Genomic DNA, 13,865 nt, shown 5'->3' with positions numbered 1-13,865 from the left:
GGAGTGGGCACATGCTGCTCGAAGTCCGCGACCTCCATGTGGAGTTCCGTACGCGGGACGGAGTCGCCAAGGCCGTCAACGGCGTCAACTACTCGGTGGACGAGGGCGAGACGCTCGCCGTGCTCGGCGAGTCCGGCTCGGGCAAGTCCGTGACCGCCCAGGCCGTGATGGGCATCCTCGACATCCCGCCCGGCCGGATCGCGGGCGGCGAGATCCTCTTCAAGGGCAAGGACCTGCTGAAGATGAAGGAGGAGGAACGGCGCAGGATCCGCGGCGCCGACATGGCGATGATCTTCCAGGACGCCCTGTCCTCCCTGAACCCGGTGCTCAGCGTGGGCGCCCAGCTCGGCGAGATGTACGAGGTCCACCGCGGCATGTCGCGCAAGGACGCCAAGACCAAGGCCGTCGAGCTGATGGACCGGGTGAAGATCCCGGCGGCTCGGGAGCGGGTGGGGGACTACCCGCACCAGTTCTCGGGCGGCATGCGCCAGCGCATCATGATCGCGATGGCGCTGGCCCTGGAGCCCTCCCTGATCATCGCGGACGAGCCGACGACGGCCCTCGACGTGACCGTCCAGGCCCAGGTCATGGACCTGCTCGCCGAGCTCCAGCGCGAGCTCAACATGGGGCTCATCCTCATCACCCACGACCTCGGCGTGGTCGCCGACGTCGCGGACAAGATCGCGGTCATGTACGCGGGACGGATCGTCGAGGCGGCCCCCGTCCACGAGATCTACGCCGCGCCCGCGCACCCGTACACCCGCGGCCTGCTCGACTCCATCCCGCGCCTGGACCAGAAGGGCCAGGAGCTGTACGCGATCAAGGGCCTGCCGCCGAACCTGCTGGCCATCCCGTCCGGCTGCGCCTTCAACCCGCGCTGCCCGATGGCCCAGGCGGTCTGCCGCACCGACGTACCGCCGCTCGCGCAGGCGGGCCAGGGCCGCGCGAGCGCGTGCTTCTTCTGGAAGGAGTGCCTCGGTGGCTGAGACCATCCTGGAGGTCAAGGACCTCGTCAAGCACTACCCGCTGACCCGGGGAATCCTCTTCAGGAAGCAGGTCGGCGCGGTCAAGGCCGTCGACGGCGTCTCCTTCGGCCTCGCCCGCGGCGAAACGCTCGGCATCGTCGGCGAGTCCGGCTGCGGCAAGTCCACCGTCGCCAAGATGCTGGTCAACCTGGAACGCCCGACGGCCGGTGCGATCTCGTACAAGGGCGAGGACATCACCAAGCTGTCCGGCCGGGCCCTCAAGGCCGTCCGCCGCAACATCCAGATGGTGTTCCAGGACCCCTACACCTCGCTGAACCCGCGCATGACGGTCGGCGACATCATCGGGGAGCCGTACGACATCCACCCCGAGGTGGCCCCGAAGGGCGACCGGCGCCGCAGGGTCCAGGAACTCCTCGACGTGGTCGGGCTCAACCCCGAGTACATCAACCGGTACCCGCACCAGTTCTCCGGCGGCCAGCGCCAGCGCATCGGCATCGCCCGCGGCCTGGCCCTGCGGCCGGAGGTCATCGTGGCGGACGAGCCGGTCTCCGCGCTCGACGTCTCCGTCCAGGCCCAGGTGATCAATCTCCTGGAGCGGCTCCAAAACGAATTCGACCTGTCGTACGTGTTCATCGCGCACGACCTCTCGATCGTGCGGCACATCTCCGACCGGGTCGGCGTGATGTACCTGGGCCGGGTGGTGGAGATCGGCACCGACACCCAGATCTACGACCACCCCACCCACCCGTACACCCAGGCCCTGCTGTCGGCCGTGCCCGTCCCGGACCCGCAGGCGCGGGCCCACCGCGAGCGGATCATCCTGACCGGCGACGTGCCCTCCCCGGCCAATCCGCCGTCCGGCTGTCCGTTCCGCACCCGCTGCTGGAAGGCGCAGCAGCGCTGCACGGACGAGGTCCCGCTGCTGGCCGTTCCGGAGGCCTTTCCGTCCGGCCCGGCGGCCCACCCCTCGGCCTGTCATTTCGCAGGCGAAATCCGGCCACCCCGCGCGGATTCGCTCCGTTAGGGTCACCTTCCCGCCAACCCGGTTTACGTACAGGCAACTTGACCGTTTCTGTCCCGAGATCTGGGGCGTGCAGCCTGGGTTCCGTGCGGCCGTGCGGGTGCCGACAGCCGGCCGGGGAGGCGTACAGACTCCCCGGCCGGCCTCCCCCGTGACCCTGCGCATGCGCGGCGTGCGCCCCTCGTGCTGCCGGAATTCGATCGATGCGCTGGTACGGATAGTTATGATCCGTAGCGCACGGTGGGTATGTACTCCGCCGAGCAGTGAGTACGAATACGCGTACCGATGTCCGCTCGACGTGGAGGTGAAACGCCGTGGCACTCTCGATCTCGGCCGTGGTGCTGCTGGCGATCGTCGTCTTCCTGCTGGTCCGCCGGTCGGGCCTGAAGGCGGGCCACGCCGCTGTCTGTGTGCTCCTGGGGTTCTACTTGGCGAGCTCGACCATCGCGCCGACCCTCAGCCAGCTGACCACGAACGTGGCCAGCATGATCAGCGGCCTCAAGCTGTAGGGCGCCCGCCGCTTGATCGTAGGCTTGGCCCCATGAACGGTCTTCCCGCCCGTCGGCTGCTCCTGGTGCACGCGCACCCGGACGACGAGTCGATCAACAACGGCGTCACCATGGCCAAGTACGCGGCCGAGGGTGCCCACGTCACGCTCGTGACCTGCACCCTCGGCGAAGAGGGCGAGGTCATCCCGCCGGACCTCGCCCACCTGGCGCCCGACCGCGACGACACCCTGGGTCCCCACCGCATCGGCGAGCTCGCCGCCGCCATGGCGGAACTCGGTGTCACCGACCACCGGTTCCTCGGCGGCCCCGGCCGCTTCCGGGACTCCGGGATGATGGGCGCCGAGCAGAACCGCCGGCCCGGGTCCTTCTGGTCGGCGGACGTGGACGAGGCCGCCGCCCACCTCGTCGGGGTCATCCGCGAGGTCCGCCCGCAGGTGCTCGTCACGTACGACCCGGACGGCGGCTACGGGCACCCCGACCACATCCAGGCCCACCGGGTCGCCATGCGCGGCGCGGAGCTGGCCGCGGAGCCCACGTACCGCCGGGACCTCGGCGACCCGTGGCGGATCGGCAAGATCTACTGGAACCGCGTGCCGCGCTCGGTGGTCGAGGAGGGCTTCGCCCGGCTGAAGGCGGCGGGGACCGAGACGCCCTTCCCGGGTCTGGCCTCGCCGCAGGACGTGCCCGGGGTCGTCGACGACGACCGGATCACCGCCGAGATCGGGGCCGACGGGGCGTTCGTGGCGGCCAAGGCCGCCGCGATGCGCGCCCACGCCACGCAGATCGCCGTGGACGGGCCCTTCTTCGCGCTCTCCAACGACCTCGCGCAGCCGCTGTTCGCCCACGAGTACTACGAGCTGGTCGCGGGCCGCTGCGGCGCTCCGCAGGGGACGCGCGAGCACGACCTGTTCGCGGGGGTGGAGGCGTGACCGGCACCCTGACCCCCGGGCGGATCGCCACCCTGCTGGGCCTGTTGGCCGTCGGCGTGCTGACCGGCGCGGCCGGCTGGCTCGTCGTGGACCTGTGGTTCCCCGGCGGGCTGCTGCTGGGACTGCTGGCGCTCTTCGGGCTGTTCCTCGGCGGCCGGATCGCGGTCGGGTCCGGGCTCGGAGTGGGCGCCGGGGCGCTCGGCTGGTTCCTCGCGTACGTCGTGCTCGGCGTGCCGCGCCCCGAGGGGGACTTCCTGCTCGGTTCGTCCGGAATCGGCATGTACGCCTACCTTTTGGGCGGGACGATCCTGGCTGTGATGTGTGCCACGCTGCGAGGCCCGTTCGAGGGGCCGGTTTCGGCCGCGCAGTCCGGCAAGTGACGTGCCGTTGAACTCGGTCGGGGTGTGCGTTCACGGGGGTTGGGCGGGGGTCCGCGGGCTGCTCGGAGGGGGCGTGAGCGGGTTGAAGGGGAACCCCTGATTCCCCTCGGACAGTTGCGTGCGGGCCCCGGCCAGTATGGTGGTCGGGCCGCCGAGCTGCCCGCGCACGGCACGCGGGCGGCGGAGCCAACCGGGAGAACCTGCCTTGAGTCGTGAAACCGACAGTTCGTCCTCCGGGCCCCAGGGGCGCGGTGGAGCCGCTTACCCCTCGGGTACACCGCCGTATGGAACCGGCCGGAACCCGTCCTTGCCTGTGCCGCCTGGGCCTGGCGCGGCGACTGCCTCGGAGGAGAACCCTGTGACCTCGAACCCGTCTACGCCCGACACCGACGGGCCGAAGACCGAGACCACCCTGACGACCCGGATCCGGATCAACATCCCGGGTTCGCGGCCGATCCCGCCGGTGGTCGTACGCAAGCCGATGGCGGCCGCCACCGAGTCGGAGGCCGAGGCCGCGCCCGCGCCCGCCGCCGTCGCCGGGCCGGACGTGGCGGAGCCCGCGCCCGCCGCCGAGCCCGAGGAGCCGACCAGCAACTGGTTCGCCCCGCGCAAGTCGTCCGCCCCCGCGCCCGCCGCCGCCCCGGCCCCGGCGCTGCCGACCCGCACCCCGGCCGCGGGCCCGGCGCCCGTGCTGCCCACCCGTGCTCCGGCCGGTCCCGGCCAGGTCCCGCCCCCCGGCCAGGGCGCCGGCTTCGCCCCGGGCGCCCCGGCGGGCCCCGGCTACGGCCCGGGCCCCGGCCCCCAGGCGCCGCTCGCCCCCCGGATGCCCGGCGGCCCCGGCGTCGGCACGCCCCTGGCCCACCCCGGCTACGGCGACACCGACGGCGGACCGGCCACCGAGGCCTTCCCCGCGTACGGCGGCCCGGCCGCCGGCGCCCCCGCGGGCCCCACCGGCGGCCCCGCGCTCGGCTCGGTCCCCGGCGGCCCGGTCCCGGGCGGCCCGGTTCCGGGCGGCGCCCCCGGGGGCGCCGAGGCCCCCCGCTGGCCCGGCCCCGAGCTGGACGACCCGTTCCCGCCGGTCCCCGGCCCGGGCGGTCCCGGCCCGGTCCTCCCGACACCGGTCCCGACGCCGGCCCCCGCCCCGGCGGCGACCGCCCCCGCGCGCCCGAAGCCGGCCTCCATGAAGCCGACCAAGGTCAAGAAGGGCCGCTCCAAGCTGGTCCTCGCCGTCAGCGGCATCATCGCCCTGTGCGGCGTGGCCTACGGCGCCGGGCTGCTCCTCAACCACTCCGACGTCCCCAAGGGCACCACCGTCATGGGCGTCGACATCGGGGGCACCCGCGACGAGGCTGTCGGCAAGCTCCAGACGGCCTTCGCCAACCGCGCCGCCACCCCGCTCACGCTCACCGTCGGCGGCAAGCAGGTCGAGCTCAAGCCCGAGAAGGCCGGCCTGAGCCTGGACTCCCAGACCACCGTCCGCAACGCGGCCGGCAGCGACTACAACCCGGTCACGGTCATCGGCTCCCTCCTCGGCAACGAGCGCATCGCGGAGGCCGTGCTGCCCGTCGACGAGGAGAAGCTCCAGGTCGCGCTCCAGGAGCTGGCCGGCACCGCCGGCACCGCCACCGAGGGCACCATCACCTTCGACACCGGCAAGGCCGTCGCCGTCCCCGGCAAGCCCGGCAGCTCCCTGGACCCGGGTGCCTCCGCGGAACTGGTCAAGAAGGCCTTCCGCGAGCTGGTCGCCACCGGCAAGACCGCCCCGGTCGAACTCCCGGTCGCCACCAAGAACCCGGTCGTCGACCAGGCCGAACTGGACCGGGCGATGAAGGAGTTCGCCGAGCCCGCCATGTCCGGCGTGGCCACCGTCAAGGCGGGCGGCAAGTCCCTCCCCTTCGGCGCCAAGTCCCTCCCCAAGATCCTCAGCATGCAGGTCGTGGACGGGCACCTGACCGAGAAGTACGACCTGGAAGCGCTCAAGGCGACGTACGGCAACTCCTTCGACGGCGTCCTCATCACGCGCGGTACGGGAGAGAAGACCGCGGTCACCCCGCAGGACGTCGTCGGCGCCCTGCGCCAGGCGCTGCGCGGGAAGACCGCGGCCGAGCGGACCGTCACGATCAACACCAACGGCAGCTGACGACCGGTTCGCGGGAGCCCCCGTCCGTTCCTCGGGCGGGGGCTCCTCCGTGTCCGCCGCCGGGCCGGTGGCAGGGCCCGTCATGCCGGCCGCATGACATCTGTCATCCGTCAGTCACGACTGCGGGCACTGCCGCGCGCACCCCCGTACGGGGGAATCTTCGGTCATGACGACGACGACCCCGGCGCACACCACCGCCGCGAAGGACACCGGCCCCGGCGCCGGCCCCGTGGTGGCCTTCCGGAACGTGACCAAGAGCTACGGCGCGGTCCGGGCGGTCGACGGGCTCTCCCTGGAACTCCACCCCGGCGAGACCGTCGCACTGCTCGGTCCCAACGGCGCCGGCAAGTCCTCCACCCTCGACCTGCTGCTGGGCCTGCGCCCCACCGACTCCGGCACCGTCGAGCTCTTCGGCACCACCCCCCGCGAGGCCATCGCGGCCGGCCGGGTCGGCGCGATGCTCCAGAGCGGCGGCCTGATGGAGGACGTGACCGTACGGGAGGTCGTCGCCCTCGGCTGCGCCCTGCACCCCCGCCGATACCCGGTCGAGGAGGTGCTCGGCCGCGCGGGGATCACCGAGATCGCCGACCGCATGGTGAACAAGCTCTCCGGCGGCCAGGAGCAGCGCGTCCGCTTCGCCCTCGCCACCGCGGGGCGCAGCGACCTGATCGTCCTGGACGAGCCGACCACCGGCATGGACGTCACCTCCCGCCAGGCCTTCTGGGCCACCATGCGGGACCAGGCCGCCCAGGGCCGCACCGTCCTGTTCGCCACCCACTACCTGGAAGAGGCCGACGCGATCGCCGACCGCGTCCTCGTCCTCAACAAGGGCCGGCTGCTCGCCGACGGCACCGCCGCCGAGATCAAGGCGAAGGCCGGCGCCCGCCGGATCGCCTTCGACCTGGCCCCGGACGCCCCGGTGGACGGGACGGCGCTGCGCGCCCTCCCGCACCTGACGTCCTACGAGCGCCACGGCGACACGGTCAGGCTCCAGTCGCGCGACGCCGACGCCACCGTCCACGCCGTGTACGCGCTGGGGCTCTACCCCCGGAACCTGGAAGTCGCCGGGCTCGGCCTGGAGCAGGCCTTCATCGCCCTCACCGAGGCCGAGGAGGCCAAGTAAAGATGCCGACCACCGGAACGATCCAGCTCATCAAGCTCGAGATCAGCCGAGCCCTGCGCAACAAGAAGTACCTGTTCTTCACCGTCCTCTACCCGGCCGCGCTGTTCCTGATGCTCGGCGGCACCCTGAACGGCACCACGAAGGTCATGGGCACGGAACTGACCATGCCGGCCTTCTACATGGTCGCCATGGCCTCCTTCGGCGCCCTGACCGCCGTCCTGATGGGCAACAGCGAGCGCATCGCCAAGGAGCGCGAGAAGGGCTGGGTCCGCCAGCTGCGGCTGACCGCCCTGCCCGGCCGCGGCTACGTCCTCGGCAAGACCGCCAGCGCGGGCGTCCTGTCGCTGCCCGCCATCCTGGTCGTGTTCGCGGTCGCCGCGATCGTCAAGGGCGTACGGTTCGACGCCTGGCAGTGGCTCGCCCTGACCGGTTCCATCTGGGCCGGCAGCCTGGTCTTCGCCGCCCTCGGCGTGGCGATCGGCTACCTGGCGAGCGGGGACACCGTCCGCCCGATCACGATGCTGTTCTACTTCGGCCTGTCGATCCTCGGCGGCCTGTGGATGCCGACCGCGAACTTCCCGCAGTGGCTCCAGAACATCTGCGAGTGGCTGCCGACCCGGGCGTACGCGGGCCTCGGCCAGGCCATCGAGCTCGGGGGTGCGCCGCACCTGAAGGACGTGGCGATCCTTGCCGGCTACTTCGTACTGTTCACGGGTGCCGCCGCATGGCTGTACCGCAAGGACTCGCTGAAGGCATGACGGGTGTGACGAGCGTGATGAGTGCGACGGGAGCGACCGGTGGAACCGGCGCGACGGAGCCGATGACCGAGACCGGTCTGATGGGAACGAAGGGCGGCCCGAGGGTCGGCCTCCGCCCCGAGAACCGTCGGCAGAAGATCGTGAAGTCGCTGTGGATCAGCGTCTGGCTGTTCTACCTCAGCGCGCCCGTCACCGACCTGGTCAGCGGCGGACACAGCCTCGGGGCCCGGCTGCTCGGCGGCCTGGGCCTCGTGGCCTTCGTCGCCTGGTACCTGGTCCTGGTCTTCCGCACCGCGCGGCAGACCGAGACACGGCGCGTGCTGCTCTCGGTGGCCGTCCTCTCCGCGCAGGCCACGATCCTGTCGCTGAGCCTGGGACGCGAATGGCTCGTCCTCTTCGTGTACGTGGCGATCGCCTCCGGCGCCGCGCTGCCGGGGGAGATCTCCCGGTTCACGGTGCCCGGCGCCACCGCGCTCCTCGCGCTGACCGCCTTCGCGGTGCCGGGCGGCGACGCGTACCTGGCCGGGCTGCTGATCCCGGCCCTGATGGGCGGGTTCGCGATGGTCGGCATCCGCGCGATGATCCGCACGACGATGGAGCTGCGCGAGGCGCGGGCCACGGTGGCGCAGCTCGCGGCGAACGAGGAACGGCTGCGGATGGCCCGGGACCTGCACGACCTCCTCGGCCACTCGCTGTCCCTGATCACGCTCAAGAGCGAGCTGGCGGGGCGGATGCTGCCGGAACACCCCGAGCAGGCGGCCCAGCAGGTGGCGGACATCGAGCAGGTCAGCCGGCAGGCGCTGGTCGACGTACGGGAAGCCGTGAGCGGCTACCGGCGGCCGACCCTGCCGGGCGAACTGGCGGGTGCCCGCACCGCGCTGACGGCGGCGGGCGTGGTGGCGGACCTCCCGGCGGAACCGGTGGAGGACCTCCCCGAAGAGGTGGAGTCGGCGCTGGCCTGGTCGCTGCGCGAGGCGGTGACCAACGTGGTCCGGCACAGCGGGGCGCAGCGCTGCACCGTCCGGCTGGAGAGGTCGCAGACCCTGGCCGGACCGGTGGTGGAGCTGTCGGTCGCCGACGACGGCGGGGGCGGCCCCGCGGAGGCGGGCAACGGCCTGACGGGCCTGACGGAACGCCTGGAGGCGGTCGGCGGCACGCTGGCGGCCGGTTCGACGGGCAAGAAGGGCTTCCGCCTGCTGGCCCGCATCCCCCTAGGATCGGGATCATGAGCACACGCCCCATCCGGATCCTCCTGGCGGAGGACCAGTCCATGGTCCGGGAAGCCCTCGCGGCCCTCCTCGGGCTGGAGCCGGACATCGAGGTGCTGGCCCAGGTCGCCCGCGGCGACGAGGTGGTGCCGGCGGCCCGGGCCCACGACGTGAACGTCGCGCTGCTCGACATCGAGATGCCGGGCATGACGGGCATCGAGGCGGCGGCGGCCCTGCGGACCGCGGTCCCGGACCTCAAGATCGTGGTCCTGACCACCTTCGGCCGCCCCGGCTACCTGCGCGGCGCGATGGAGGCGGGAGCCTCGGCGTTCCTCGTCAAGGACGCCCCGGCCGCGCAACTGGCCGAGGCGGTACGCAAGGTCCTGGCGGGCGAGCGCGTCATCGACCCCACCCTGGCGGCGGCGGCCCTGGCGGAGGGCGCCAACCCGCTGACGGACCGCGAACGCGAGGTCCTGCGCGCGGCCGAGGACGGAGCCACGAACGCCGAGCTGGCGGCCCGGCTCCACCTCTCCCAGGGCACGATCCGCAACTACCTCTCGACGGCCATCCAGAAGCTGGCCTCCCGCAACCGCGCGGAAGCCATACGCGTGGCCCGCGAAAAGGGCTGGCTGTGACCGAACCGGCCGCGCGCGGCGGCACCCGCCCCCGGCCGGGTCAGTTCAGCAGCGCCCTGGCGGACAGGGCCTCGCTCCGGATCCGCGCCGCGGCGGGCGGGTCGATCGCATCGACGACCTCCGCGTAGGACTCCATCTCGGTGGCGCCGAAAGCGAACTCCCCCCGCTCCACCAGCAGCTTCGCCCGCTCGTACCGCAACGACGCCGGATGCGAGGGCAGCAGCAGCGACAGCTCCAGCGCCCACAACGCCACCGCCGAGTGCTCCGGCCGGGCCGAGGCCCACGCCCTGATGTTGTTCAGGATCCGCAGCACGATGTCCAGCGTCCGGGCCGGCGTCCGCGGCTCCGCGGCCTGCTCCGCCGGCCCGGCCCCCAGCGAGGCGCCCCCGGCGAAGGGGTCCACCACCAGCCCCTCGTCCGGATCCCCGAACCCCACCACGAAGTGCCCCGGAAGCCCCAGCCCGTACACCGGCGCGCCCGCGCGCCGCGCGACCTCCAGCCAGACGACGGACAGGAGGATCGGCAGGCCCCGGCGCCTTCGCAGCACCTCGTGCAGCAGCGAGGACGACAGCCGGTCGTAGTCCGCGGGCGTGCCGTGGAAGCCCATCCGGCCCCCCAGCAGCTCGGTCACCGCAGAGGCCCACGCCTTCCCGCCGCGCAGCCCGTACGGCAGCATCCCCGCCAGCCGGTCCAGCTCGATCTGCGCCCAGTCCATGGCCCGTTCGTCCAGCTCCGGATCCGCCTCCGCGGCCAGCAGCAGGCACAGCAGCGCCAGGTCCGGCCGCTCCGAGCGGGCCTCCTCCGCGAACCGCGCCCGGGACTCCGCGCTCATCGAGAGGCCCCCGCGGCCGAGGCCGCTTCGGCCCGGAACCGGAAGTGGTGGTACGCGTGGTGCCCCGCGAAACCCAGCCCGTCGTACAGCGCCAGCGCTCCCGCGTTGTCCGCCTCCACCTGGAGCCAGGCCGCCGACGCGCCTTCCTCCAGCGCCTGCCGGGCCAGTACGGCCATCACGGCCGTGCCCAGGCCCCCGCGCCGGTGCTCCGGATCCACCTCGACCGCCGCGAAGCCGGCCCACCTGCCGTCCACCACGAGCCGCCCGATCGCCCGCCCGGGCAGCGTCGCGAACCACACCGACGGCCCCGCGACCAGCACCCGCCGGGCCACCTCCGGGTCCTTGACCCGCCCGTACATCCCGAGCCACTCCTCGTCCGGGGCGCGGGTCAGCCGTACCGCGGAGGCGGTGGCACCCGTGTCCACGTCCGCGACCGGCGCCAGCGCCGCGATCCGGACCTCCGCCGACACCTCGTTCACCCAGCCCCGGCGCTCCAGCTCCGCGCCCAGCAGCTCCTGTGTGCCGGCCGCGCCGGTCGCCGTCTGCACGTACGCCGGAAGTTCACGTTCCGCGTACCAGGACGTCACTCGCGCGAGTGCTTCGTCCAGCGGCACCCCCGGGTCGCCGAGCGGCAGCACGGAGTTGGCCCGCCGGGTGAAGCCGTCGGCCGCCCGCAGCGTCCACTCGCCGAGCGGCTCGCTCTCCAGGGGCTGCCAGGCCCGCGCGCCGATCCGCGCCAGCTCCTCGAAAGAGGCCGCCGGACCCCGCCGCCGGGCCGGCGCCGGGGGGACGATCTTGCCCGCCACCAGCGACGATTCCGAGATGTGGACGGTCACACCGCTCTTTCGTGTGATCGTCAGCACACCTTGGTCCCAGGATGTGAGAACCCCTACCGTGTCAGTGAACGAGGGCGCCTCGTCCGCCCCGCTCTGCACCCGTCGTACAGAGACTCGTTTACCCACGTCAGCCGGGGTAATACGGATCTCCAGCAGCCCACCGGCAGTGATTTCCACAGCTCTGTCCGCCCCTCCTGTTCGGATCGTGCCCGGGAACGGAGATACTAGGCGTGGGCATCGACGACGCCGCGCTCCCGCGCGATATGGAAAGCCCTACCGAGGAGGAACGAGAGCGTGACCTACGTCATCGCGGAGCCTTGTGTCGACGTCAAGGACAAGGCATGCATCGAAGAGTGCCCCGTCGACTGCATCTACGAGGGCCAGCGGTCCTTGTACATCCACCCCGACGAGTGCGTCGACTGTGGTGCGTGTGAGCCGGTCTGCCCGGTCGAGGCCATCTTCTACGAGGACGACACTCCGGAAGAGTGGAAGGACTACTACAAGGCGAACGTCGAGTTCTTCGACGAGCTCGGTTCGCCCGGTGGTGCCTCCAAGCTGGGCCTGATCGAGCGCGACCACCCCTTCATCGCGGCGCTTCCGGCGGACATCAACCCGAGTCACTGACAACGGTCGGCACCGCCAGAACCGCCCCTCGGTCCCGTACGGCCCCGTGCCGCGCGGGACCGAGCCGTTTGCCCGTACGGTCGGCGGGCCCCGCACGCCCCGCCCGCCCGTACATCCAGCACCAGTAGAGAGCAGAGAACACCGTGGCCGCAGTATCCGCACGTCTTCCCGCCTTCCCCTGGGACAAGCTGGAGCCGTACAAGAAGACGGCGGCGGCCCACCCGGACGGCATCGTCGACCTGTCCGTCGGCACGCCCGTGGACCCGGTCCCGCAGCTGGTCCGGGACGCGCTCGTCGCGGCCGCCGACTCCCCGGGCTACCCCACGGTGTGGGGAACCGTCGCGCTGCGCGACGCGATCACCGGCTGGCTGCGGGGCCGCCTCGGCGCGAGCGCCGCCGGACACCGCAACGTCCTGCCGGTCGTCGGCTCCAAGGAGCTGGTGGCCTGGCTGCCGACCCAGCTGGGCCTGGGCGCCGGGGACAAGGTCGCGTACCCGCGGCTCGCGTACCCCACGTACGAGGTCGGCGCGCGGCTGTGCGGCGCGGAGGCGGTCGTCTACGACGACCCGACCGATCTCGACCCGGCCGGCGTGAAGCTGCTGTGGCTCAACTCCCCGTCCAACCCCACCGGGAAGGTCGTCCCGAAGGAAGACCTGATCCGGATCGTGGCCTGGGCGCGCGAGCACGGGATCCTGCTCTTCAGCGACGAGTGCTACCTGGAGCTGGGCTGGGAGGCCGAGCCCGTCTCCGTCCTGCACGACGACGTCTGCGGGGGATCGTACGAGGGCATCGTCGCCGTCCACTCCCTCTCGAAGCGCTCCAACCTGGCGGGCTACCGGGCCGCGTTCATCGCCGGTGACGCCGAGGTGCTCGGCGAGCTGCTGGAGATCCGCAAGCACGGCGGCATGATGACCCCGGCGCCGGTGCAGGCGGCCACGGTCGCCGCGCTCGGCGACGACGCGCACGTCGCGGAGCAGCGCGGGCGCTACGCGGCGCGGCGCGAGGCGCTGCGGGCGGCGCTGGAGGCGCACGGCTTCCGGGTCGAGCACAGCGAGGCCAGCCTGTACCTGTGGGTGACCCGGGACGAGCCCTGCTGGGACACGGTCGCCCACCTCGCGGACCTGGGCGTCCTGGTCGCGCCGGGCGATTTCTACGGTGAGGCGGGCGCGCGGTTCGTTCGCGTCGCCTTCACGGCCACGGACGAGCGCGTCGAAGCGGCGGTCAAGCGCCTCGCCGTCTGATCCGCCGCGGACCCGGTGAACGGCCCGAGGGGCCGGGAGTTCGTGCTCCCGGCCCCTCGGTGTTCCTGCGTACGGCGAGTCAGCCGCCCAGCGGGAGGCCTCCCAGCGGCAGCCCCTGGGTGGGGAGCGCACCGGTCAGGCTGCCGGTCGGGACGGCGTCGGTCGGCAGACCACCGGTCGGCAGCGAGCTGGTGGGCAGCGAGCTGGTCGGCAGGGCGCCCGTGGGCAGCGCGTCGGTCGGCAGGCCCTTGGCCGCGGGCAGCCCGCCGAGCAGGCCGGTCGCGGCGTCGGTGACCTGGGCGGGGGCGCCGGGTACGGCCTGGGCGGCGGTGTCCGTCGCGCCGGCGGCAGCGGCCTCACCGGTGCCGACCACGTCGCCCGCGGGAGCGGCGGCGTCCGTGCTGGTGAGCGCGCCCAGCTGCGGCACGGACTCCAGGCCCGCGGCGCTGGCCGCGCCGGCCGCACCGACCACGGGAGCTGCCCCGGCTGCGAGCAGCAGCGCGGTACGGGCGATCCGGCGGGTCAGGGGGAGGGACATGATGCTCCTAAGCGGTAGCGGCTGAGTACGCCGTGTACAACCGCTCAGGGGGCGGGTGGAGTTGCGGAGGCTCCGGGTAAAGGATCGGTAACGCATCGTTTAATC

At 72.8% G+C, this 13,865-nt stretch carries 15 protein-coding genes; 12 read left to right on the top strand and 3 right to left on the bottom strand.

The window, feature by feature from the left end; genetic code table 11:
* Window positions 1-11: 11 nt before the first annotated feature.
* The 10 genes from ACFXGI_RS11735 (at window position 12) to ACFXGI_RS11690 (ending at window position 9,689) form a co-directional block, all read left to right on the top strand.
* Window positions 12-986, top strand: coding sequence for an ABC transporter ATP-binding protein (locus tag ACFXGI_RS11735; RefSeq protein ID WP_384705237.1), 975 nt, complete (start codon window positions 12-14; stop codon window positions 984-986).
* Window positions 979-2,010: an ABC transporter ATP-binding protein gene (locus tag ACFXGI_RS11730; protein WP_384705236.1), complete on the top strand. Its 1,032-nt coding sequence runs from the start codon at window positions 979-981 to the stop codon at window positions 2,008-2,010. Before ACFXGI_RS11735 ends, ACFXGI_RS11730 begins: the two co-directional genes overlap by 8 nt.
* A gap of 311 nt (window positions 2,011-2,321) precedes the next feature.
* Entirely contained in the window at window positions 2,322-2,516 is a 195-nt protein-coding gene (locus ACFXGI_RS11725; protein ID WP_030153401.1) for a hypothetical protein, read from the top strand.
* A gap of 32 nt (window positions 2,517-2,548) precedes the next feature.
* Window positions 2,549-3,445 (top strand): N-acetyl-1-D-myo-inositol-2-amino-2-deoxy-alpha-D-glucopyranoside deacetylase, encoded by an 897-nt coding sequence (gene mshB, locus ACFXGI_RS11720; protein ID WP_384705235.1) that lies wholly within the window; start codon window positions 2,549-2,551, stop codon window positions 3,443-3,445.
* Complete coding sequence (locus ACFXGI_RS11715) at window positions 3,442-3,825, top strand: DUF6113 family protein (RefSeq protein WP_384705234.1); 384 nt, start codon at window positions 3,442-3,444, stop codon at window positions 3,823-3,825. Before mshB ends, ACFXGI_RS11715 begins: the two co-directional genes overlap by 4 nt.
* A gap of 358 nt (window positions 3,826-4,183) precedes the next feature.
* Window positions 4,184-5,965 (top strand): hypothetical protein, encoded by a 1,782-nt coding sequence (locus ACFXGI_RS11710; protein ID WP_384705233.1) that lies wholly within the window; start codon window positions 4,184-4,186, stop codon window positions 5,963-5,965.
* A 166-nt stretch (window positions 5,966-6,131) separates the two neighbouring features.
* Complete coding sequence (locus tag ACFXGI_RS11705; protein WP_384705232.1) at window positions 6,132-7,088, top strand: ABC transporter ATP-binding protein; 957 nt, start codon at window positions 6,132-6,134, stop codon at window positions 7,086-7,088.
* Between the two features lie 2 nt (window positions 7,089-7,090).
* Window positions 7,091-7,846: an ABC transporter permease gene (locus tag ACFXGI_RS11700; RefSeq protein ID WP_384705231.1), complete on the top strand. Its 756-nt coding sequence runs from the start codon at window positions 7,091-7,093 to the stop codon at window positions 7,844-7,846.
* Between the two features lie 62 nt (window positions 7,847-7,908).
* Window positions 7,909-9,075: a sensor histidine kinase gene (locus ACFXGI_RS11695; RefSeq protein WP_384705230.1), complete on the top strand. Its 1,167-nt coding sequence runs from the start codon at window positions 7,909-7,911 to the stop codon at window positions 9,073-9,075.
* Window positions 9,072-9,689 carry a response regulator transcription factor gene (locus ACFXGI_RS11690; protein ID WP_030868363.1) on the top strand — a complete coding sequence of 206 codons (618 nt, stop codon included), beginning with the start codon at window positions 9,072-9,074 and terminating at the stop codon, window positions 9,687-9,689. The genes ACFXGI_RS11695 and ACFXGI_RS11690 overlap by 4 nt, the downstream gene beginning before the upstream one ends.
* 40 nt (window positions 9,690-9,729) lie before the next feature.
* Here ACFXGI_RS11690 and ACFXGI_RS11685 read toward each other — a convergent pair whose 3' ends face one another.
* Entirely contained in the window at window positions 9,730-10,521 is a 792-nt protein-coding gene (locus ACFXGI_RS11685) for a transglutaminase-like domain-containing protein (protein ID WP_384705229.1), read from the bottom strand.
* Window positions 10,518-11,534: a GNAT family N-acetyltransferase gene (locus tag ACFXGI_RS11680; RefSeq protein ID WP_384705228.1), complete on the bottom strand. Its 1,017-nt coding sequence runs from the start codon at window positions 11,532-11,534 to the stop codon at window positions 10,518-10,520. The genes ACFXGI_RS11685 and ACFXGI_RS11680 overlap by 4 nt, the downstream gene beginning before the upstream one ends.
* Before the next feature lie 117 nt (window positions 11,535-11,651).
* Here ACFXGI_RS11680 and fdxA point away from each other — a divergent pair, with 117 nt between their 5' ends.
* Window positions 11,652-11,981: a ferredoxin gene (fdxA, locus tag ACFXGI_RS11675; RefSeq protein ID WP_030868357.1), complete on the top strand. Its 330-nt coding sequence runs from the start codon at window positions 11,652-11,654 to the stop codon at window positions 11,979-11,981.
* Window positions 11,982-12,124: 143 nt separating this feature from the next.
* The gene (dapC, locus tag ACFXGI_RS11670; protein ID WP_384705227.1) at window positions 12,125-13,222 is read left to right on the top strand and encodes a succinyldiaminopimelate transaminase; all 1,098 of its coding nucleotides are present in this window, start codon (window positions 12,125-12,127) and stop codon (window positions 13,220-13,222) included.
* 79 nt (window positions 13,223-13,301) lie between these two features.
* On the opposite strand, the gene ACFXGI_RS11665 is transcribed toward dapC, so the two are convergent.
* Window positions 13,302-13,760, bottom strand: coding sequence for an ATP-binding protein (locus tag ACFXGI_RS11665; RefSeq protein ID WP_384705226.1), 459 nt, complete (start codon window positions 13,758-13,760; stop codon window positions 13,302-13,304).
* Window positions 13,761-13,865 lie beyond the last annotated feature (105 nt).

Origin of the sequence: Streptomyces sp. NPDC059355, assembly GCF_042752335.1 — a bacterium.
Classification (GTDB): domain Bacteria; phylum Actinomycetota; class Actinomycetes; order Streptomycetales; family Streptomycetaceae; genus Streptomyces.
This window is presented reverse-complemented; position numbering and strand designations above follow the sequence as displayed.

Excerpts from the sequence above, each read along its gene's own strand:
- ACFXGI_RS11735 (WP_384705237.1), top strand. The coding sequence starts at position 12 with ATGCTGCTCGAAGTCCGCGACCTCCATGTGGAGTTCCGTACGCGGGAC.
- mshB (WP_384705235.1), top strand. The coding sequence starts at position 2,549 with ATGAACGGTCTTCCCGCCCGTCGGCTGCTCCTGGTGCACGCGCACCCG.
- ACFXGI_RS11705 (WP_384705232.1), top strand. The coding sequence starts at position 6,132 with ATGACGACGACGACCCCGGCGCACACCACCGCCGCGAAGGACACCGGC.
- ACFXGI_RS11700 (WP_384705231.1), top strand. The coding sequence starts at position 7,091 with ATGCCGACCACCGGAACGATCCAGCTCATCAAGCTCGAGATCAGCCGA.
- ACFXGI_RS11695 (WP_384705230.1), top strand. The coding sequence starts at position 7,909 with ATGACCGAGACCGGTCTGATGGGAACGAAGGGCGGCCCGAGGGTCGGC.
- ACFXGI_RS11690 (WP_030868363.1), top strand. The coding sequence starts at position 9,072 with ATGAGCACACGCCCCATCCGGATCCTCCTGGCGGAGGACCAGTCCATG.
- ACFXGI_RS11685 (WP_384705229.1), bottom strand. The coding sequence starts at position 10,521 with ATGAGCGCGGAGTCCCGGGCGCGGTTCGCGGAGGAGGCCCGCTCGGAG.
- ACFXGI_RS11665 (WP_384705226.1), bottom strand. The coding sequence starts at position 13,760 with ATGTCCCTCCCCCTGACCCGCCGGATCGCCCGTACCGCGCTGCTGCTC.